Here is a 22509-nt window from a genome sequence, read left to right on the forward strand (position 1 = left end):
CCTAATCATTTGCGCTTGCCGGATCTAGCATCTTCTTGATGTTTTCTCCTGCAATATCAAAGAGCAATACAAGAATCAATAATGCTAAACCAGGGAATAAAGCCAACCACCAATTACCAGTTGCAAGATATTTCATGGATTCGGAAAGAATGATACCGATAGCCGGTTCGTGTGGAGATAAACCGAAACCTAAGAATGTTACACTAGCTTCGTGCATGATTGCGTGAGGGAAAATCAATATTGTACCAACGATAACTTGGCTGATTACCAATGGCAAGATTTGCTTTCTTGCAATCCAGAACTTGGATTTTCCTAATCTTTCAGAGATTGTTACAAACTCTGAAGTCTTGATACGTTTGATTTCAGCCCTAAGGACCCTAGCAAGAGATGTCCAGTGAGTGAATGCCACACCAACCAATACACCGAATGCTCCTCCACCGAGAGCGATGGAAATAAGAATGATAAGCAAAATATGCGGAATAGAGAGGAACACATCTATAAGCCAAGATACAAAGCTGTCTAAATATTTGTTGAAGCTTGAAAGGAAAGCTAAAGCAACAGCAATGATGCTACTTAATATGGAAGCGAAGAATCCTATCTGAACACTTAATCCTAAACCCTTGATTGTACGTGTGAACATATCTCTTCCCATCCAGTCAGTACCGAATAGGTGCTCAAGGGAAGGTGGCTGATTCATAATGGACCAATCGGTTGTGATGCTTGTAGGGTCAATGAAGAAACTGACAAGAACCACTACAATCAATATGAAGGCAGAGAGTCCTATTGCAAGCAGGGTCTTGGTTCTTAAGTTCATGCTTCCTAAAACGTCAAACTTATTCATCTTATTAGCTGACTCATCCATTTTCCTCACCTTCTCTTATTCTTGGATCTACAAAGTTATAGAGAATATCTGCAATCAGGTTACCGCAATAAACGAATATCGCACTGAAGATAACGATTCCCAACAGCAGAGGTACGTCGCTTCTCAAACCTGCTGAAACGGCTGCCTGACCGATTCCAGGATACATGAATACCTGTTCGACAAGAACGGTTCCACCGAAGAGTTCACTGAATGATAAGAACTGCAAGGTGATTGCAGGTAGTAGAATGTTTCTTATACCGTGCCTTTTAATCAAGGTCCATCCGGATTCCCCTCTTGCCTTTGCAAAGAGGAAGTAATCGGTTGTCATTACTTCAATAAGCTTGTCACGAGTATAGAGTGCAATTGATGCAACTCCTAAAATGCTCAGCGTAAATGCCGGCAATATCAGGTGCTTCAACCAATCGAAGAAGGACACATCCTGACTCAGCGCCCCAATCGGAACGCCCCCGCTTACTGGGAACCATCCCAGATAAATACTGAATACCATTACAACAAGCAAAGCAATCCAGAAGGTAGGTGCAGATTGCAATACGTAACAGTATACCTTTACAACCCTATCAATCCAAGTGTCTCTTTTAAATCCTGCAAGAACTCCTAAAGCAAAGCCCAATATTCCAGAAATCACCCAACTGGTTAGCATCAAGATAAGGGATGCTGTGAACTTTTCAGCAATTACCTGCAATACAGGAGTTCTGTATATTAAGGAAGTTCCAAAATCACCAGTGATAATATTTCCTAACCAATTGATCAGTTTTTCAGTAATCGGCTGATTTACACCCCAATATGCTTCTAGTTTAGCAATCTTTTCAGGGCTTACAACCATATTGGAAATATAAGCGTTAACCGGATTAATAGGAGACATGTCAATTAATATAAAACTTAATAATATTACAACTATTAATAAAATAGCAAAACGAACGAGTTTATAACCTAAAAACTTAAGTATTTTCTGTTTGTCTAACAAAAAATAACCTCCTATATCTAAATTTTTGTATAATAATTATAAATAACTCAAAAACTTATTATATAATGCCAATCCCCAACTTAAGAATACTTATACAGACAATCTCCAACTTAAAGGGGGCATATAATAATTTAAGAGAATAATGAAAAAATTTAGGTAAAACTAAATTATGAAATCTTAAAACACATTATAATAACTAAATACACATAATGAAAAATCATGCCCTTAAAAAACTTTTCATAAATCATCTGGGAAAAAATGAAAAAGGTATAAATTATTTTTTAAGGAAAAAATAAAACTAATTTTTTTAATATGAATTAAAAAAACCAATTTAAAACTTGAAACTAAATTAATTTTTTTAATAAAATTAAAAAAACTAATTTAAAATGATAAAACTGATTCTTTTATAAAAAAAATCATATGATTAATATTTTAATGAAAATAATAATTTCTTAAAACTAAAAATATTCTTTATAATAATTAAAAAAATGCAATTTTAATTAATAAAAAAAGTAGAAAAGGTTTTTAAACTTTTAGAGTTTTTAAAACTTTCTAAAGTGTTTAAAACTTTTTAAACTGTTTAAAACTTTCTAAAGTGTTTAAAACTTTTCTACTTAATTGATATTAATTATTTTTCTGCAGTAGCGTTAGTCATGGTCCAATCATATACGTTACTGAATAAGTCTCCTCCGTGAGGTTGTAAGAGAGCGGTGTCATTGGAAATGTCCACTCTGTCGTTTACGAAGTAACCATATTTGATTTCACCTAACCATAACCAGTTTGCGTCACCTTTAGGGGAAATACCGGTAGAACCGTCCCAGGATACTGCAGACCAATCTTTGTAAGAGTCTTCACGGGATTCAGCAAATGCGTCATCCATGTGTTTGTCAACAGCACTGTTGTTTACTCTTGCAGGGTTGAAGTCAGAGGAACTGTAGTATTCTCCATACATGTCAGATGGATCTGTGGAACCGTATCCCCAGAGAACTCCTTGTGAGAATTCGTTAGGATAGATTTCGTCCCATTCAGCACCTACAGGTTCGATTTCAATACCGAATTGTTTAGCTTGTTCAGCAGCACCGACAGCTAAAGCTTGTCTTTCAGGTGCACTTGCAGAGTAGTAGATCTTAAATGAAGCTTTGGTTCCGTTTTTCTCTCTGATTCCATCTCCGTCAGAGTCAACCCAACCAGCTTCTTCTAAGGTTTTGTTTGCGTATGCAACGTCACCGTCTTCAATTGCTGCTTCTTTGTTAGCCCATGGTAATTGGTGAGCAATACCGTCATAGGAAGGATAACCTAATCCGTTTAATGCTCCTTCAGCTAAAGCAGTTCTGTTAATACCATAGTTCAATGCTTTTCTGATTGCAATATCGCAGGTTACATTGTTACCGATTGTGTAGTTGTCATCTGGAGATAATTCTCCGGTATCAGGTACACTAGGTAAAGATACACCACGAACGTCGATGGTGTCTTGTAAGTACATTGTGTAACCGTCAAGTTTTTCTTTACCATATTCGAGAGGTACAGCTACGATATCAGCTTCTCCGTTTTTAGCTAAGTTGAACGCAGCTTCGTTTTGAGCAAAGAGAATGGTTATCTTTTCGATTTCAGGTTGTTTACCATAGTAATCAGGGTTTTTCTCTAAGATAACTTGTTGACCTTTGTCCCATTGTACGAATTTGTATGGTCCAGAACCGATTGGGTTTTCACCATATGATTCGTTGTTATAAGAATCGGAAGGAACAATACCAATGTAAGCCATCTTATCTAAGAAAGTGGAATCTGATTTGTTTAAGGTGAATTTGACTTTGTAATCACCTTGAGCTTCAGCCTTATCTAAAGCGGATAAGTCTAAGCTTGCGCCAGATTCTTTAGCTGCGTTGTATGTGAATGCTACATCTTCAGCAGTCAAGTCAGAACCGTCAGTGAATTTGACATCTTTTCTTAAGTCTACAGTGTATGTCTTATAATCATCGCTAATCTCATAGTCTGTAGCCAAATCTTTTGCGTAAGTACCGTTAGGGGTCATTTTCAATAAGGTACTTTGAATGAGTGGCTCAGCATAATAGTTCCAACCTGCAATTGGATCGAAACCAGCTTCTGGTTCTCCTCCGTGACTGTAAGCTGCAACTACGATTTCTCCAGGACCTCTTTCAGTAGTGCCTCCTCCCATGAGGACAGCAGCACCAACAATTATAACAAGAAGTGCAACAACTGCACCGATAATAATTTTTTTATCCATAATTAAACTCCTTAAAGTTACAAAAATAATAAAATATCAAACAAACAATTTTAATTGGAAAGTTTTAGAATACTTTCCAAGATTAAGAAGTAATACTAATTTTAAAATTGTTAATAATTTAATACTTTATATTTATTTATTATTACTTAGGAATATAAAAATATTTCTAAAAAAAGTAATACAAAATTGATTAATTTGGACTATAAAGTAATAATTATTACTGAAATTAATTTATTTTAAATATAAAGTAATACTAGGCAAATAGAATAAGTAATACTTATTAGTATTACAAAACAAGCAAAAATAGGCAAAATAATAATACTTTTAAAATGCAAAAACATATATTCAAAAATATGAAGATTTAAATCAAAAAAGTAAAAAATCAATTATCAGAACCATGATAAAATTAAGGATTATAAAAGAATATATTATAAAAAAAATAATTATAAAAAAAATATCCTAAAAAAGAAATATTATAAAAAAAATATCCTAAAAAAGAAACTATTATAAAAAAAAATATCCTAAAAAAGAAACTATTATAAAAAAAAAATATCCTAAAAAAGAAACTATTATAAAAAAAAATAATCTAAAAAAAATATCCTAAAAAAGAAACTATTATAAAAAAAATAATCTAAAAAAAATAGCCCATAAAAGTAGATTAAAAAAAAAAAATTAAAAAAGAAAAAGGAAATAATAGCTAAAAATAGCTACTATTTATTAAATTTATTCTATACCAAAGGATTTTTTAAGCAATTCAGCGTTAACGAAACCTTCTTTGTATAATTTACCAGTGGTTAAATCGTTGATAACAACTTCAGCTGGTGCAAACATTCCTTTGTCGATTTGGTAGAAGTCAAATCCTGCATCTTTAAATACGTCAAAGAATGGTTTGCCGTATCCGTCAGCTGCTGAGGATGGTAATTGAGCTGCAACTGCTGCAATGTCATCTCCTTCTTCTGATTTGACATAATAGTAAGTTCTTCCGCCAAAGAGCACTGCATCGTTGGTTTTACCCATAGCCTTTAATCCGTCTGGGTCGATAGGAGCGATTGGTGCAATACCTGCTGCATGTACAACCTTTTTAACATCGAACTTTAAGAATTCTAACATTTTGTAGGTACCGTTTTCAACGACTCTTCCTGCAATTTGAATGGATCCAACTAAGGAAGCGGTAGGAGCTACAAGCAAGAATACGTTTGCAACATCTACGCCACATTCATCTGCAATGTATTGAGCTACATCTTCACCAGGCAATACGTCAGCTTCTAAAGTTAGAATTGCAAGATCAGCTTCATCTTTGTAATCAATTTCTTCATAGGTTTCAGCTGGTTTTAAGGATAATGCTCTAGCTGGACCGGAACCTAATGCAAAGAAGTCTCCTACACTGACGGACCAACCTGCTTTTTGTGCACCTAAGGTGGAAATAGCTGGGAAGTCTGTTTTTATTTTTACAGAAGGCAATGCGAATTTTTCAGATAAGTCTCCAGGAATGGAAATGCCTACATCAGCTAATCCTCCAAGACATACTTTAGTATATAATTCACCTGCTTTGAAACTACCTGCGACATTTACACCACAGTCAATGACAGTTGCGCCGTTTTCTAATTTGGAAACAGCAATGTTAAGATCGTCAGCCTTTTCAATCATTACATCTACAGTTTTTTTAGCTTCTAAATTGACACTAACCATATTTTAACCTCAATTAAAATATTTTTAATATTTAATATCTAATTCTATTAAATAGTTTTATAATCTTTATTCAAATAAAATGAATGAATTTTATTTAAAAATGAATAAAATATTATAATTATAATTTTGCTTATTAAACTATTTAAAATTTTATAAATCATGTTTCATTTAAATTAGAAAAATAAATAAAAATAGTTCTTAAAAAAATACGATTAATTAAAAAACGACATAAAAAAGAATATAGAATATAAATAAAAATAAAAATAGATGAATAAAAAAAGAATATGGAAAAAAATAGTTAAAAAAATAACTCTAATTAAACTCACGAGCTAAATCAGAGAGTATTTTTAACTTTTCCATAGCTATTGGAATATCCACTTTTCTAAGTCCGCAGTCCGGATCAAGAAGCATGTTTTCCTTGCCTACCGCATCGATTCCTCTTTGAACGAGTGCTCTTACCTCTTCCTTATCGTCAACTGCATTCATAGCAGAATCCACACAGCCGAATCCTAATTTCTTACCTGAAAGCAAGCTAGCGTTTTCTTCTAGAATTCCAATATTCACATTGTTTCCAGCAAACTCACAGTCCAAAATATCAATTGGAAACTTGGCAATCTCCTTAAAGCAGCCATCAAGATTACCACAGACATGCATTGCCATAGGCATTTCGATTCCATCTGTAAGGATTCCAATGGATTCCTTTGCAACCTTTAAGTCAACCATTCCAGTGGATAAAAATGGATCATCGATTTGTACATAACTGGCTCCTGCCTTCTCTGCTGACTCGACCTCACGCCTTAATGCATAGGCACAATCAATGATTGCCGGATTACGCTCCTTATAGAAAGATTCTAACCTTGAAGAGTGTACAATGGTTGAAGGTCCTGTCAGCATAAGCTTTACTCCTTTTCTATTGGCCTCATCCCCACTCATGTTTCTTGCTTTTATTTCCGCTTCAAGAACCTTTTTAGCATATTTTAAATCCTTTATCATTATATCCACTTGAGGAGCCCTTATCTTAGATACAATGACTGAAGAGTTCATTTCATAAGAGAATCCTGGAATATGCTTTACAAAAGAGCCTACCATATCTCCCCTTGGCTGACCGTCCCCTATGATGTCTATGCCACAGTCAAGCTGCAGTTTGACAGCCTCTTCGATTGCTATCTTATATGGGTCGTACATTCCAATTGAAGACTTTATCTTTTCGCCTAGAGTCTTAGGCTCCTTTAAGTCAATTCCAAAACTACCTACAACAGTTGTAATCAAATAATCACCAGAAAATAAAAATATATCCAAATATAAAAATTAAAAGTTTATTTACAAATTAAGACATAATTAAGAATAGACCTTAATTAAGCACCAATATCCATGTCCCTAACGTTTTGAATCTCTTCCTGAGAGATTGGAATCTCAATAGCTGCAGTTCCATGGCATGGCTTGGTATAAGTAATCAAAATGGTCCCTTCCTCTTCGTTTATTCCAACAGGTATTGGAGGAAGTCCAATCAATCTAGCACCTAATACTTTATCTCCAGGGTTTACATGAATAATCTCTTTTGCATTATCTTCAATGAGCTTATAGCATTGCTTGACCCCAGAACGTTGTATAAGTATTTTATAATCATCATTTTGTTGCAAATAAGTTTCTAAACAGAAAGACATATAATCACCATCATTTTCTTCTAAATATCAACTGTAAAAATTAAAATATTTTTAATTGTAAATATAAAATTTATTATTCTTCCTCTAAAGTCTTTAAATATTTGTCAAATCTTACCTTGATCGGATTCGGATTATGGAAAGCCCTTACAGCAATGATATCTGCATCGGTAGAGGATTCAACCATATCAGCAAACTCTGCAACCTCTTCTGCATCTCTTGAGAAGACAAGGGCAAGAGCCTTGCATTTTAATATATGATAATAAGTTATAAAGAAGGTGGCTGCAGCATCCTTGTGAACACAACCGACCAAGAGGTCATAATCTCCCTCTTCGATTTCATCCAAACACTTTTCAATATCTACCCTCTTCTTTACATAAACCCCTTCAGGATCTGAAATGTCCAATATCTTTCCCGCTGCAGGGTTGCTTGATACTGTAACGTCATATCCCATTTGGCCTAGCTTATAAGAAGCATACAATCCAATGGGGGTCTGTGAAGGAGCTTCAGGACATCCGAGTAAAACTAATGCTTTCATTTTATCACTTTAATAATTTTTTTAAATAGATTTTATAATAATCAATCACTTAATATTTATGTTAAATCTTATACATATAATTAATCTAAATTAACTTAAATAAAATAATTTATCATAAGACAAATACAAAAATAATATTATAAAAAATCATATCTTAAGGCAAAATCATGAAAATGGGATTAATATCAGACACACATATAAGTGAAAAGAGAGGAAAATTGTCCAATCAAATATTGGAATCTTTTAAAGGAGTCGATTTGATACTTCATGCAGGAGATATAAGTTCACAAACCGTTTTGGATAAATTGAATTCGATAGCACCAACCATAGCAGTTGAAGGAAATAATGACAGAGCTCGAAAAACCCTTGATTTAAATCCCTCTGAAATTATAGAGATCGATGGGATAAGAATACTTTTAATTCATGGCGATAAGCTTCCAAGCAGAGATTTTGATAAATACTGCAAATTTGCACTTAAAGAGAATGCAGACATTCTAATAAGTGGACATAGCCACAGACCACATCTTGAAAGACAAGAAGATATTCTTATGATTAATCCTGGGAGCCCTAACAGACCAATAAAAAGCGACGCATCAATAGCCATTTTAACAATTGATGAAGAAAAAGAGCATAAAAATAAATTAGATAAGGTTAAAGTAGAATTTATAAAAATAGAAAAATAAAAATGAAGATTAAAGATAATAAAAGATAATAATAAGAATAAAAAAGAATAAAAAATTTTGATCAAACTTTTTCTAAAAGTTTGAGTTAATAGCCAGAGCCTGGCTGGAATGGATCTAATGGATGAGTCTCAACCCAATAGCCACAGTTCCAACAACGGCCATCGCTATCCAATGGATAGCCACATATAGGACATATAAGCATAAAATTCCCCCTAAATTAAAATATTACAATTGCGGTTCGAAGTCGTCATAATCATAATCATCCGGATGGTCACATGGAGCCATGTTGTATCCGCAAACCCAACATTGACCCTTTTCGTCTAATTCACTTCCACAAACAGGACAATCTAACATAAACTCACCCCATAATTAATATAATTATTTAAGTGGATTTACAATCCAATCAAATATTTATTTAATATTTATAATGAAAATGATTACATTTAAAGTTTTCTATTTAATTATAAGATTTTAATTTTGATTATTAAACTAAAAGTCAAAAAATCAGCAATAAAAGCAAATCTTAAGCAAATAAATTCAGAAATAATAATCAATCTTAAGCAAATAAAGCAAAATCACCAATAATAATCAAGATTCCTAACAGAATAATCAAAATCCCTATAGAATACAAAACTATAATCCAAAGGCTCATCAAAGCCTGCAATCTTAAATGGTGCGTCTCCACTTATATAATCAACTATCTCAACTGCACTGAATCCCATAAGATTATCCAAGACACCACCTACAACAATCAATTCCTTATAATCCAAATCAATATTGTGAAGGCTTGTCAGATAATATTTATTGATATGATGGTAATAGTATGGCTCCCTTCTTCTGTATATCTTGTTATAATAAATCAATTCACGAACAATCTCATCAAAATGGCTTGGAACTGCTCCCAAATAGGATTTAATATATATTTCATTTGTTAATGATTCTCCATATGTTTCAAAGTAATTAAAGTCTATAAAATATAGCATGTTCGATAAGACCGTTTTTCCTACATTATAATTGTCTGAAGACCTGCTGATGATAAACATTAAAAGCTTGATGAATTTCTCTTTTTTAAAAGTCATTTTAAAAACCGATTCAATTACTCAAACCCATAATCAATTATGAACATGATTCAATTTAAAGGAAATGGGAGAGCGATTGAAAACTAATATTTCAAAGATTAACTAGAGTGACACACTAAAGACTTTATATTTTAAAGATCAACTAATGATAACTAAAACTTATATTTTAAAGATCAACTAATGATAACTAAAACTTATATTTCAAAGACCTCAAGCTTGGAAAACTAAGAAAAACTTTATATACTAAAAAACTAAAGGTACCTGTAGAAAAAATCTAAGGGTACCTGCAGGAAATAATAAAAAAGATTTGAACAAATAATCTAAAGGTACCTTTAATAAATATGAATGAGAAAAATAATTAATGAAAAAATAAGCTAAAAAACTTTAAAATAAAAATTAACTTAAGAAAGTTTAAAAAAAGAAATTAAAAGAATTAAACTTAAGTTTGAAACCACAATAAAGCAGATATATTAATCAAAATCAAGATTAAAGTAAAAATTTAGCTTAAATAAAACTAAAAAGAGCAAAATTATGAAAAACATAAGACAAACACTAAGCACAATAGGAAAAATGCTCAGTCCTCTAAAAAAGAGCATACCTTCCATATTTCTCATCTTCATATTCCTGCTTATAGACGTTTACTGTAACCTTACCCTCCCATCATACACTGCAGACATTGTAGATGTGGGAATACAGAATACAGACTTCAACTACATAATAAGCGTTGGAACAATGATGATGACCATGGTATTGATAGGAGTTCTAGCAACAATAGCGCTATCCTATTTTTCAAGCAAGGTATCAGCAGCATATGGAAGGGACTTAAGGGAAATAAGCTATGAAAAGATACTTAAATTCTCCAACTTCGAACTTAACAAGATATCAAGATCATCCCTCATAACACGTAATACAAACGATGTATACCAAATACAGATATTCTTAGGCCTGCTTTTTACAACCATCCTATTTGCACCTATATTAGGAATAGGAAGCATCATCAAGGCAATGGAACTTGGAACAGACCTCCTATGGATTATTGTAGTGACATTCGCCTCAGTTGCAATACTCCTCGGAATAATATTCATAAGAACAGTTCCCTACTTTAAGGTGATGCAGGAACTTATTGACAAGATCAACCAGACATCAAGGGAAATACTGATGGGAATGCCAGTAATCAAGGCATTCATAAGGCAGGATTACGAAGAGGAAAGGTTTGAAAAGACAAATGAGGAGTTCAAGGAAGTAAATCTCCATGTATTCAAAACCCTCTTCCTAATGATTCCTGCAATGACAATGATATTGAATGTGATGATAGTCCTTATCCTATACTTTGGGGCATATGATGCAATCAATGGAAAGATACTGACTGGAACCATCATAGCATTCATCCAATACTCCACACAGATTGTAATCTCATTCCTGATGCTTGGAGGATTTACAATCATGATTCCAAGAATCCTGGTATCTGGAAGAAGGGTTGGAGAAGTCCTGAATACAGAGATATCAATTAGTGACGGACCAATAGATAAGATAGATGAGAATCCCACAATAGAATTTAAAAATGTAGGCTACAGCTATCCAGGAAGTGAAAAGGAAACCTTAAAAGACATTAGCTTTAAGTTGGAAAAGGGAAAGACCACAGCAATAATCGGAGGAACCGGAAGCGGAAAATCCACAATCCTAAATCTTATTCCTCGCCTTCAGGATGTGACAGAGGGCCAAATCCTAGTAAACGACAAAAACATAAAGGAATATAAGCTAAGCACACTTAGAGAGCGAATATCATACACTCCTCAAAAGGCAATTCTTTTCCAAGGTACCGTAAGGTCAAACATGCAAGTGGGAAAGGAAGATGCAACAGATGAGGAAATAGAAAAAGCACTGAATATAGCACAAGTGGACTTTATAGAAAGCTTGGATGACGAGGTCACACAAGGAGCAAGCAACTTCTCAGGAGGCCAAAAGCAACGTCTTTCAATTGCAAGGTCAATAATGGACAAGCGTGACTTTTACCTATTTGATGACTGCTTCTCAGCGCTGGACATGAATACAGAGGCAAAGGTTAAGGAAAACCTTAAGGACTTGAAGGAAAGCTCTTCAATCCTTATAATTTCACAAAGAATCTCAACAATCATGGATGCAGATGAAATAATCGTTCTTGATGAAGGAAAGATTATTGATAAAGGCGGTCATGATTATCTTTATAAAAACTGTGATATCTATAAAGAGATTGTATCTTCCCAAATAGAAAGATCAGAAGACTTAATCTATGATAATGAAGAGACTGCAAGCTTTACCATAGATAGCAGTTCAATTAAAAAAGCAGCAGGAGGCAAATAATATGAAAAAAATAACACCTCCTAAAAGAGAAGGAGGCAAATAAGATGGCACCAAGACCAAGAAGATTGCCTCCGGAAAAGCCAACAAATGTAAAGGAAGCCATCAAAAACATATTTGGACTCCTAATGGGATACAAGCTAAAGCTAAGCATAACAGTCATTTGCGGTATCCTATCAACTGTATTCTCTGTAATAAGCCCTCTCTTGATTGGACTAGCTACAACTGCAATATTCGATGGAATAAACTCTGGAAACATGAATCTGGAATATATAATAAACCTTCTAATCACAGTTGTGATTCTATACATCATAAGTGCAGTCTTCTCCTATCTCCAAAGCTATTTCCTCTTGGAGATAACAACAGACATCAGCTATAACCTAAGAAAAGAGTTGATTGAAAAAATCACCCACCTATCCATGGGAGAGATGGATAAAAACACAAGAGGAGACATCTTATCAAGGATAACAAACGATGTAGACTCACTACAGACAGGACTTAATCAGACATTCAACCAATTGCTCTCTGGAGTGATTACAATAGTTGGAGTCACAATAATGATGCTTTCCATCAATATCTGGCTGACACTTGCAACAATTGTGCTTATACCAATTGCATTTTTAATCATAACATTTGTCACAAAGCATTCTCAAGACTATTATACAAAGCAGCTAACCTATAGGGGAAGCCTGAACGGACAGATTGAAGAGTCATTTACAGGCCATGAAATCATTCGTTCATACAATCAGGAAGAGCAGTCCATGGAAACATTTAGGGAAGACAATGAAAACTGGTATGAGCAGGAATGGAAATCCAAGTTCTATTCAAGCCTCTCCGCCCCTCTGATGAACTTCATCTCAAACTTCCAATATGTGATAATTGCAGTTCTTGGAGCGGTATTCGTGCTTCAGAATGCAATAGCTGTTGGAGACATATTGGCCTTTATCCAATACTCTAAAAACTTCACAACTCCTATTCAGCAGATAACAAGGGTTATGAACATGGTCCAGACTGCAATGGCAGCAAGTGAGAGAATATTTGGATTTTTAGAGATAGAAAACGAAGAGAACCCTTCAAAAGAAAAGATAGAGAAGATAAATGACTCAATCACCTTTGAAAATGTCACTTTCGGATATACAAAAGATGAACCTGTAATCAAGAACTTGACATTTACAGCTAAAAAGGGCGAAAAGATAGCCATTGTAGGTGAAACAGGAGCTGGAAAGACAACCATCGTAAAGCTTCTTATGAGATTCTATGATGTGGATGATGGAGAGATAAAAATCGACGGAGTCAATATAAACAGCTACGATAAGCACAGCGTCAGATCCCTTGTAGGAATGGTGCTTCAAGACACTTGGCTCTTTAATGACACAATCTACAACAATATCAAATACGGAAAGCTTGATGCCACAGAGGAAGAAATCATAAGCGCTTCAAAGGAAGCTCATGCAGACCATTTCATAAGGCAAATACCTGAAGGATACCAAAGCGAGCTTAATGAGGATGTGGACAATATCTCCCACGGACAAAAGCAGCTTTTGACAATTGCAAGAACAATCATATCAAACAAGCAAATCCTAATCCTTGATGAGGCAACATCTTCAGTGGATACAAGAACCGAGAAGATAATTCAAAAGGCCATGGATAAGCTGATGGAAAAGAGAACAAGCTTCGTCATAGCCCATAGGCTTTCAACAGTCAGGGATGCAGACAAGATAATTGTAATTGAAGATGGAAGAATCATAGAGCAAGGAAGCCATGAAGAATTGCTGGAACAAAAAGGATATTACTATAATACCTTAAACACTCAAAGAAGGGAGAATATTGTATGAATGGTGGAAATAACTTAGATAATAATTGTAAAAACCTTGGCAATATCCTTAATCCCACTGAAGTGAACAATCAGCTATTGTTCCATAAGTTCATAATGATAAATGAGATTCTGGATAAGCGAAACAAGAAGCAAAATCCAGAAATGAAAAGCATTACAAAGGGCCAGGGAAGATTGATTGTTCTTTTAAAGAGAAAGGACAAACTATCCACCAAAGAGCTCTCTGAAATATTGAATGTCAGTGTAAGCTCCCTTAATGAAACTCTAAACAAGCTGGAGCAAAAGAACTTCATTAAAAAGGTTCCTTCCGAAAAGGACAAAAGGATTCTTCTTGTGGAATTAACTGAAGAGGGAAGACAACTCGAATTTAAAAACCATGAAGACATTGACATCTTTGACTTCTTAAGCAAAGAAGAAAAGGAAAACCTTAACGACTATTTAAATCAATTGACACTATCCCTTCATGAGAAATTCAAAAGGGAAGACCCTGAAAAGTATGCAAAGATAGTTAAAAACAGAAAGGAAATCTTTGATAAATACTTTAAAGATGAAAATAACAATGAAACCTGCTTTGAATTCATTGATTGCAGTAAAAAATAGGATAAATTAATTTTTTTTATTTTTCAAATGAGTAATAAATAGAAAAGTTTAAAAAAAGATAGATTTTGGAAAAATAAATAAAATAATATAAAAAAACTAGTAAAGGAGTACAATACTCCCAACTAGAGAAAAAAATTTTGATCAAACTTTTTCTAAAAGTTTGCTAAAAGTTTGATTATTGAAGAACAAATCCACCGTTAGGTGAGATTACTTGTCCGGTTAAGTAAGGTGCAGTCAAAATGTATTCAAGAGCACCAGCGATTTCTTCAACTTCACCAATGTGTCCAAGAGGGATTGTTGCTGCAAGAGCGTTCAATTCATCTTGGTTTACTCCACGTAACATGTCAGTCATAATCATACCAGGAGCAATTGAGTTGACACGTACTTTTCTAGGTGCAAATTCCAATGCTAATGCACGGCATAATCCAATTACACCAGTCTTAGCAGCACAGTAGTCTGCTTGATTAATTACACCAGTCAAACCGCCTACAGAAGCAGTGCATACAATAGCAGTGTCACGGTCTACCATATATGGGAGACATAAGTGGCACATGTGCATCATGCTTACAAGGTTTGTGTTGATTACCGCTTCGTATCTTTCAGGCTCTAAGTCAATGAAGTTAGAGTTGTTGGTAATTCCTGCATTGTTTACAAGGGCATCGATTTCTTCGCCGAATGCATCAACAGCAGCTTCAACCAATTTTTTACAATCTTCAAATTTACTTACATCAGCCTGTACGGCAATGGCCTCTACACCATATTTATCTTTGATTTCTGCGATTACATCTTCAGTTAATTGTTTGGATGAGTCACTGCGATAGTTAATAACTACATTGTAACCTAATTCACCTAACTTTAAAGCCATAGCTTTACCAATTCCTCTGGATCCACCAGTAATAATTGCATTTGCCATTTTTATTCACCTTTATTTATTTAATGAAAAGTAAAATTCTAAAATAATTTTACAATTAATAATCTGTATCATAAAAGTATTAAATCTTACTATTTAAATTAAAAATAATTCATTAAAATGGAAAAATAAGTGAAAATTATTCGATAATTATCAAATAAATAATTTAGTTATTCATAATAAATAAAATAAAAATAAACATTGTTCATTTAAGTTTATAAAGCCATTAAAATTAGAATAAAATTTATTGAGAAATTGCTTGGAAACTTATAAAAAAATATGAAAAAATTACTCAAACAAATAAAGGCAGATGGAAAAAAAACAGAGATATGAAAAAATAAAAAAAATGAAAATAAAAAGAGAAAAAAAACTAAACAATAAAAAGAGAAAAAAAGAAAAAACAATGAAAAATATAAAAGTAAAAAGAAAAACCATTAAAAATAAAACTTATTTCTTAGAACCGCCCAGCTCATAAGTATTTTTCACAATCAAATCAAAGAGATCATCTGTTTTAAAGTCAATAGGCTTATGTGGATTTACAATAAAGCTAAGTGCCTGTTTAGTAATGTCCTCTAAATCTGTAGTCCTATACATAAGACCATTATTCACATAAAACTGGTCTACAGACAATGTGTCTCCAGGATAGCATGAGATAACAGGTGTCTGAAGTATTGCAGCTTCCCTATTCATTGTTCCTCCAGCTCCAATTACAAGGTCACATGCCTTAATTATGCTTGAAGTGTCTACCGGAGGCTTAAGGATTGTCACATTCTTTATTCCTTCAAATATCTCAGCCTGTTCCTTAAACCTAGGAAGAATAAGAATATTTGCATACTCCTTTAAGACATCTACAACAGGGGATAAAACTGATTTTCTGCAGTCTGTATTCAAATAGGACGCAAGAGATGGCTCAGGCCTCATAAGTATGGTTCTTTGAAGAGGCAAATCCAATCCCAAATCCTCAAAGATATTCTCATTGAATACAAAGTTATTGAAGTGCATAAGCTCAGAGGTTCCGTTATATCTAATTATATCATTAGGATTAGCCCCATACTCCATTAGTTTCCACATATCTATAATGTTTGGAACAATAATTTTGCTGCATAATGGAAGGGTCAGCTTATTGGCAGCCATTGCATGCTCATTATCCAAAACAAACAGGCTTGGAATTCCAAGGCCAAATGCAACCCTTGGAAGCTCAATGGAATGCTTTGAAAGGGCAACATCAAATCCTTCACCGGAAATCAAATCCGCTAAGTTAACGACTCTCTCTGCACTTTCCTTTAGCTTCTCTTCCAATGTGACTCCATGCTTTCCTACAGATATAAAGTCTATATCATACATATCCATTAACTTATGAATGTCTCCAAATTTACGGGCTGTAACTAAAACATCATCTCCTTCATCTTCAAAATACTTAATGACATCTTTAAAAAATCTTACATGAGGAGCATTTGATATATCAATCCATATTTTCATGAAATCACCTTATAAAATATTATTTTAGTAATACTTAATATATTTTAGCAAAAATCCAAATAAAAAAACAGAAAAAAACAAAATCGAAATAAAATAAATTAAAAAAAAAGTTAATTGCCAGCAACAATAGATAAGAATAAGCTAATTGCAAGAGGCAATAGATAAAAATTTTGGTCAAGGCTTTTAGCCGAAGGCTAAAAAAGCTTGAGTTAATGGGAATGTTCATGACTGTGACTATGGTCATGGCCATGACTGTGCTCATGGTCGTGACTGTGGTCATGCTCATGCTCATGGTCATGATGGTGATGATGTTCAGCTACATGAGCCTTGCAATCTTCAATAGCAGCAATTACTTCATCTAAACCTTTTCCTTCTTTTAAGCTTGAAGTAATAACCTTAACATCAGGATTAAGACGTTTTGCATCACATACCATCTTATCAACGCTAGCTCCAACAGCTTCTGCCAAGTCAATCTTATTGATTATAACAAGGTCAGAGTTTTGGAAGATAAGAGGGTGTTTCTCTACAGTGTCGTCACCTTCAGTAACGCTTACAACCACAACTCTCATATGTGAGCCTAATTCAAAGTCGACAGGACAGATAAGGTTTCCCACATTTTCAATGAATAGATAATCAATATCATCAAGAGGCAAGTCACCTAATCCGTGACCCACCAAGTGGGCATCCAAGTGACATTCCTTGCCGGTGTTCAATCCGACTACAGGAACATTGTGAGATTCAATTCTGCCTGCATCAAACTTGCTGATTACATCCCCAGCGATTACACCGATTTTTTCATCAACATTTTCAATAATCTCTTCAATAAGAGCTGTTTTACCAGATCCGATTGCTCCTACAAAGTCTACACAAAAGATATCGTGGTCTTCCAATAAATGTAAATTCTTATGTGCCAATTTTGCATTGGCATCCATAATGTTCTTTGCTACTTCAACATCAGCAACTTTATGCATATAATACACCTTCCAAATATATAATTATTAAATCAATGTGAATTTTTTATAAATACGATTAATATTTTTTAATAGTTTTTCTATAAGTGTTAAAATAATTAATTGTGAAATCAATTATATTAATGAGAATTAGTGACCATATTTTGAATAATATTTAAACAGAATAATTGATTTTTATAATGATTAAAAAACTGAGTCTAATAATGATTATTCGTCCTCTTTTTCAATACTAATGTTTCTAACGGTTACATCCTTGCCGTTTTTGACTTCCACCCTATGACTTTCGCATTTTGGACATAAAATCATAGGAGCATAATGATCGCTGTCATCAACATTAGCGACTCCTTCAAAGTCACAGTTGTGGCACTTGATTTCAACATCAATATCCTCTACAATAAGTTCAGCATTCTCTGCGATTGTCTCGGAACATAAGACACCTAACATAAATTTCAATTGTTCCGGATTAAGCATAGCCAATTTGCCAATTTCAATAACTATTTCAGTTACCTCAATTGCATTGTTAGCCTCTGCAGTTTCCAGCACTGCATTTAAAATTCCTTGAGCCATAGCTAATTCGTGCATTCTAAATCTCCAATTAAAAAAAATCTATTTAAAAATATAATCAAAATTAATATTAATATATTATTCATTAATATAATATAAAACTATTGATAAAATATCAAACAGTTTAAGAGTAATAAAACTAAACAAAGATTGTAATACCTAATCTGATAATAAAAAGAAAGATAAAAGTTTTATCCAAAAATGAACAGTACGGATAAAACTATCTTTAAAAAAATGATTAGTTGTTTAATGTTTATCCTAAAAAAAGGATAAAAACAGTTTAAATTAATAACTGCAAAGTAAAGTTATCTTAAGACATCAGCAATGATCTTAGCAACGGATATTGAACTGACATCTGATTTTAAGGTATCTGTACTTGCCAATTCACGAGCTCCAGCTGCAGATATCTTCAATACAGCATCGTTTACAAGAACTGGGTGAACACAATAGACATCTACTGATTTAGCGCCGTGCTCCTTTAATATGCCAATTGCATTGACGATTGTTCCTCCGGTTGCTATGATGTCGTCAATGATGATTGCTTCCTTATCCTTTACAGAATCTATATTTACCTTAGAGTCTTTCTTTACTTTAGCCAAATCTTCGCTGTCAAAATCGCTGTGAATGTCTACAATAGTAGTTTCCACCTTATCAGGACCTAATCTGACTTTGCTCATATAAGTGCAATTGCATCCTAAGATTTCAGCGATCTCTTCTGCAAATCCTAAAGCGCCCTTATCCGGAGCAATAATTATTGGATTTTCCACAGTGTTTGCAATATATTCTGCAATAGGAGGCATTGCTGAAAGATTTGCAGTTGGAATGTTGAAGAAGTCTCTAACGCTGTCCTCATGGAGATTGATTGAAATGAACTCATCAGCACCTGATTCCTCAATTAGGTTAGCTACCAATTGAGCGGAAATAGCTTCCCCATCTTTAAATCTTAATTCCTGTCTGCCATATCCTAAATAAGGCACAACCACTTTAACATGCTCTGCACCTAAGTCCTTGACAGTCCTGATTAAAAATAAAAGTTCAACCAAGTTTTCATCTTGAGGAAAACCAGTGGATTGGATAATTGTAACTTCCTTATCCACTTCTGATTTAATTCTGATATATCTCTCACCGTCAGGGAATTTTTTAGTTTCTATAGGACATAAAACATCCCCTAATTCCTTTGCAACATTAGCCGCTAGTTTTTGTGATGCTGAACCACCAATAATCATTTAATCACCAAAAATATATTAAACTAGAAAAATTAACCGTATCTTCTTAAAATAGAACCTTTTACAAATCTTTTAAATTAAATGAGTGATTTAATTAAGTTTAAATTAAAGTATTAATTAAAATATTGAGAAAATTTAAAAGATATTCATGTTTTATTTATATTGATGTTTATAATTAAATATTACTATTTTAATATTTATGAAAAAATAAGTGATAATTTTGGAACAAAGCAGTAGGTTTAATATTGGAATGGAAAGAAGATAGAATAAGTTAAACTAGTAATATGAATCAAAAGATAGAAAAATAATTACCAATAGAATAAATTAAAACTAGAAAAAATAATCTAAACTAAATAGAATAAGTTAAAACTAGAAAAAATAGTTAAAAATAGAAAAAATAATCTAAACTAAATAGAATAAGTTAAAACTAGAAAAAATAAGTTAAAAATAGATAAAAAGTAAAAATAATTAAAAAAATAAAAAATAAGTTAAATTTGTTGGCTTAAAACTTCATTGCTATCACGTCTAATAGTCACAACATGAGCCAAGACCAAAGAGCCTAAGAACAGGAATGTGAGCAGCGCCATACCGTTTATTGTCCTGTTAAAGAGGAACAAACCAATGATCGCTTGAGCAATAAATCCAGTAAGGGAACCAATTAAAAGAACTTCCTTACCTAAATATTTCTTATTGTTCTTTTCTCTTTTAAGTCTGTATTCGCGAAGAACAAGCAGGCCTATTATGATTGTAAATAAGACTAATAAAAGCAATATAACGAATGTCAAATATCCAAAGTCATATGCATAACCGAAGATACCTGGAAGCATATAGTCGATTGTATCCTTCTTGGTTACCAAAAGACCAAAGAACAATGGGAATGGCAAGCCAAACATCAAAATGAATTGCATTGGCAAGCTAATATAACCATCTGCAAATCCAGTACTGTCAGACCAATAGGATGAAGCAGGATCGTGACCTATCAATTGAGTATTTCCAATTACCAATTTTAGACTTGCCAAAGAGTTCTGAGCAAGTCTTGAAATCCTTAACAATGGAGAGAAAACTTCCATGCTTAAAATCCTGGAAACAAGCTCAAGCAAACCGAATGCAACTAAAGCTGCAAGGAAAAACATTAAAATCCTTCTGATTGTAAGGATAGACTTTTGCCTAAAGGATTTGGAAATGATAGTATAACCTATGAACAGACCGATGAACCATAGCAATAGGAATGATCTGTGCATTGCTCCACCGAATACGGTTATTGCTATAAGAAAAACATATACGATATTTTTAAGCCTTGATATATCAACACCCGACCCTTCCATAACCTTAAGCGACGCTAATGCGGTTACAATAGCCAATAGGGCAATAGGACCGAAAGGGTGAGTAAATTCATGCTGACCAAATGATAATACCAGGAAAGCCAAGTCGGCTCCAAATAGAATTGTAAATCCTCCAGATAGGAATAATGAGAGGAATGTTACCACACTTAATGATAAAGGAACCAAATTGATTACGAATATCATAGTAGCAAGTAAAATCAAACCTACTTCAAGTATAAGTTGAAAATGATTTTGAGCTATCAATAACATGAAATCACACAATAAAATAATAATTTAATAAGTTTAATAAAATTTTTGAATTTAAGAAGTTTCTTAAATTTACATAATACTATAATATTAATGTTTTTATTTAACTAAGTATTTAAATATTGGTGCTAAGAGAGGGCATTTTTTATTTCTAGGATAATAAATTATAGAAATAATAGTAGGTTGGAAAATAAAAATTTATTCCAATTTTTTAAAAAATGAAATGAATATGGATTTGGAATAAAATAAGGGTAAAAAGACTTAGTAATAGTTAAAATAAGAAAATAAATGAAAAAAAGATAAAAGATAAAAAGGGAAAATAAATGAAAAAAAGATAAAAGATAAAAAGGGAAAATAAATGAAAAAAAGATAAAAGATAAAAAGGGAAATAATAATTAGATGAACATTATCTTAATATTTCCCATTAAAATGTCTGGAATTATCGGCAAAGGATTTACAGAGGTTATGCTCATTCCAACGGCATCTCCACGGGAATGGCCTTCGACCCAATCATGCTGACGGATTGTATCCAATATATTGTCCCCAAATATATGGGCAGCAGCCTGGTCGTTTATTATAACCAGAATATGAGGATCCACATTATATGTGTACTGCATGATTGTCTTAACTTCGCCATAAGGGTCGTCAAGCATATAGATATTGTGAAGAGTACGGCCTTCAGGGTCAAAAGAGCTTCCAGGATATATCCATTGGAAACCACCATTCAAACTCCATAAAGCAGCCATATCAACTCCAGGAATTCCCCCTTCAGTATCATCCTGAGCTAAAATCACTACATTGGAAACAGCAAATATAGCCAATAAAACAACTATGATTGCTATAACAGCTAATGCAACAGTTTTTATATTTACCATATTATCACCTTCCACTTAATTAAATCAATAAAAATGGATTTTGATTAACTAATTTTTTTAATCTAAATTATTATAGTTAGATTTAAGTATATAAACTTTTTGCATATTTGTTGATGGGAGAATCAAAGGGGTTTAGAATAGTTATAAATTGATTATAAGATTTGAAATAGAAAAATAAGGAATTACAATATAGATAAAAATAAGATATAATAAGAATTGATAAAAATAGTTAAAATTAATAAAAATAGTTAAAATTAATAAAAATAGTTAAAATGGATAAAAAAATAAATAAAAGTGGTTAAAAGAATAAAAAAATAAAAAAAGAAGGTTTGAGAAAAAATAATTAATTAGAGTTTCCCAAACTAGAAAACATTTTGATCAAACT

At 33.1% G+C, this 22509-nt stretch carries 21 protein-coding genes; 5 read left to right on the forward strand and 16 right to left on the reverse strand.

Annotated elements, in window-relative coordinates; genetic code table 11:
• Position 1: 1 nt before the first annotated feature.
• From MRU_RS08090 to MRU_RS08120, 7 genes are all read right to left on the reverse strand, one after another.
• Positions 2–862, reverse strand: coding sequence for an ABC transporter permease (locus MRU_RS08090; RefSeq protein ID WP_012956414.1), 861 nt, complete (start codon positions 860–862; stop codon positions 2–4).
• Positions 855–1847, reverse strand: coding sequence for an ABC transporter permease (locus MRU_RS08095; RefSeq protein ID WP_012956415.1), 993 nt, complete (start codon positions 1845–1847; stop codon positions 855–857). The genes MRU_RS08090 and MRU_RS08095 overlap by 8 nt, the downstream gene beginning before the upstream one ends.
• A gap of 628 nt (positions 1848–2475) precedes the next feature.
• The gene (locus MRU_RS08100; RefSeq protein ID WP_012956416.1) at positions 2476–4089 is read right to left on the reverse strand and encodes an ABC transporter substrate-binding protein; all 1614 of its coding nucleotides are present in this window, start codon (positions 4087–4089) and stop codon (positions 2476–2478) included.
• 723 nt (positions 4090–4812) lie between these two features.
• The gene (gene mch, locus MRU_RS08105; protein ID WP_012956417.1) at positions 4813–5778 is read right to left on the reverse strand and encodes a methenyltetrahydromethanopterin cyclohydrolase; all 966 of its coding nucleotides are present in this window, start codon (positions 5776–5778) and stop codon (positions 4813–4815) included.
• A gap of 312 nt (positions 5779–6090) precedes the next feature.
• The gene (locus tag MRU_RS08110) at positions 6091–7047 is read right to left on the reverse strand and encodes a methionine synthase (protein WP_012956418.1); all 957 of its coding nucleotides are present in this window, start codon (positions 7045–7047) and stop codon (positions 6091–6093) included.
• 86 nt (positions 7048–7133) lie between these two features.
• On the reverse strand, positions 7134–7442 hold the full coding sequence (locus tag MRU_RS08115; RefSeq protein WP_012956419.1) for a DUF1894 domain-containing protein: 309 nt from the start codon (positions 7440–7442) through the stop codon (positions 7134–7136).
• Positions 7443–7515: 73 nt separating this feature from the next.
• Positions 7516–7977 carry a DUF1890 domain-containing protein gene (locus MRU_RS08120; RefSeq protein WP_012956420.1) on the reverse strand — a complete coding sequence of 154 codons (462 nt, stop codon included), beginning with the start codon at positions 7975–7977 and terminating at the stop codon, positions 7516–7518.
• Between the two features lie 167 nt (positions 7978–8144).
• Here MRU_RS08120 and MRU_RS08125 point away from each other — a divergent pair, with 167 nt between their 5' ends.
• Positions 8145–8660, forward strand: a complete 516-nt coding sequence (locus tag MRU_RS08125) for a metallophosphoesterase (RefSeq protein ID WP_048812481.1) — start codon at positions 8145–8147, stop codon at positions 8658–8660.
• Positions 8661–8885: 225 nt separating this feature from the next.
• Here MRU_RS08125 and MRU_RS12190 read toward each other — a convergent pair whose 3' ends face one another.
• The gene (locus MRU_RS12190; protein WP_012956423.1) at positions 8886–9014 is read right to left on the reverse strand and encodes a hypothetical protein; all 129 of its coding nucleotides are present in this window, start codon (positions 9012–9014) and stop codon (positions 8886–8888) included.
• Positions 9015–9235: 221 nt separating this feature from the next.
• On the reverse strand, positions 9236–9739 hold the full coding sequence (locus tag MRU_RS08130; protein WP_012956424.1) for a type II toxin-antitoxin system antitoxin SocA domain-containing protein: 504 nt from the start codon (positions 9737–9739) through the stop codon (positions 9236–9238).
• Between the two features lie 531 nt (positions 9740–10270).
• Here MRU_RS08130 and MRU_RS08135 point away from each other — a divergent pair.
• From MRU_RS08135 to MRU_RS08145, 3 genes are read left to right on the forward strand one after another with little or no spacing between them, the layout of a single operon-like run.
• Positions 10271–12079: an ABC transporter ATP-binding protein gene (locus MRU_RS08135; RefSeq protein ID WP_012956425.1), complete on the forward strand. Its 1809-nt coding sequence runs from the start codon at positions 10271–10273 to the stop codon at positions 12077–12079.
• 44 nt (positions 12080–12123) lie between these two features.
• On the forward strand, positions 12124–13911 hold the full coding sequence (locus tag MRU_RS08140) for an ABC transporter ATP-binding protein (RefSeq protein ID WP_012956426.1): 1788 nt from the start codon (positions 12124–12126) through the stop codon (positions 13909–13911).
• Entirely contained in the window at positions 13908–14510 is a 603-nt protein-coding gene (locus MRU_RS08145) for a MarR family winged helix-turn-helix transcriptional regulator (protein WP_012956427.1), read from the forward strand. The genes MRU_RS08140 and MRU_RS08145 overlap by 4 nt, the downstream gene beginning before the upstream one ends.
• 175 nt (positions 14511–14685) lie before the next feature.
• On the opposite strand, the gene MRU_RS08150 is transcribed toward MRU_RS08145, so the two are convergent.
• On the reverse strand, positions 14686–15423 hold the full coding sequence (locus MRU_RS08150) for an SDR family NAD(P)-dependent oxidoreductase (RefSeq protein ID WP_012956428.1): 738 nt from the start codon (positions 15421–15423) through the stop codon (positions 14686–14688).
• A 307-nt stretch (positions 15424–15730) separates the two neighbouring features.
• On the opposite strand from MRU_RS08150, the gene MRU_RS11955 reads away from it, so the two are divergent.
• Positions 15731–15895, forward strand: coding sequence for a hypothetical protein (locus MRU_RS11955; RefSeq protein ID WP_171776171.1), 165 nt, complete (start codon positions 15731–15733; stop codon positions 15893–15895).
• Here the strand turns inward: MRU_RS11955 and MRU_RS08155 are convergent.
• The 6 genes from MRU_RS08155 to MRU_RS08180 all read right to left on the reverse strand — a co-directional run bounded on the left by MRU_RS08155 (position 15868) and on the right by MRU_RS08180 (position 22124).
• Positions 15868–16899 (reverse strand): DUF354 domain-containing protein, encoded by a 1032-nt coding sequence (locus MRU_RS08155; protein ID WP_012956429.1) that lies wholly within the window; start codon positions 16897–16899, stop codon positions 15868–15870. The two genes, MRU_RS11955 and MRU_RS08155, sit on opposite strands and share 28 nt — an antisense overlap.
• Before the next feature lie 209 nt (positions 16900–17108).
• On the reverse strand, positions 17109–17870 hold the full coding sequence (gene hypB / locus MRU_RS08160) for a hydrogenase nickel incorporation protein HypB (RefSeq protein WP_012956430.1): 762 nt from the start codon (positions 17868–17870) through the stop codon (positions 17109–17111).
• A 207-nt stretch (positions 17871–18077) separates the two neighbouring features.
• Positions 18078–18452, reverse strand: a complete 375-nt coding sequence (gene hypA, locus MRU_RS08165; protein WP_012956431.1) for a hydrogenase maturation nickel metallochaperone HypA — start codon at positions 18450–18452, stop codon at positions 18078–18080.
• A 287-nt stretch (positions 18453–18739) separates the two neighbouring features.
• Positions 18740–19660: a ribose-phosphate diphosphokinase gene (locus MRU_RS08170; RefSeq protein ID WP_012956432.1), complete on the reverse strand. Its 921-nt coding sequence runs from the start codon at positions 19658–19660 to the stop codon at positions 18740–18742.
• A gap of 488 nt (positions 19661–20148) precedes the next feature.
• Positions 20149–21252, reverse strand: a complete 1104-nt coding sequence (locus tag MRU_RS08175) for a hypothetical protein (protein ID WP_012956433.1) — start codon at positions 21250–21252, stop codon at positions 20149–20151.
• 392 nt (positions 21253–21644) lie between these two features.
• Positions 21645–22124: a hypothetical protein gene (locus tag MRU_RS08180; protein ID WP_012956434.1), complete on the reverse strand. Its 480-nt coding sequence runs from the start codon at positions 22122–22124 to the stop codon at positions 21645–21647.
• Between the last annotated feature and the right edge of the window lie 385 nt (positions 22125–22509).

This window comes from Methanobrevibacter ruminantium M1 (assembly GCF_000024185.1).
In the GTDB taxonomy this organism is placed as follows: Archaea; Methanobacteriota; Methanobacteria; order Methanobacteriales; family Methanobacteriaceae; genus Methanobrevibacter; species Methanobrevibacter ruminantium.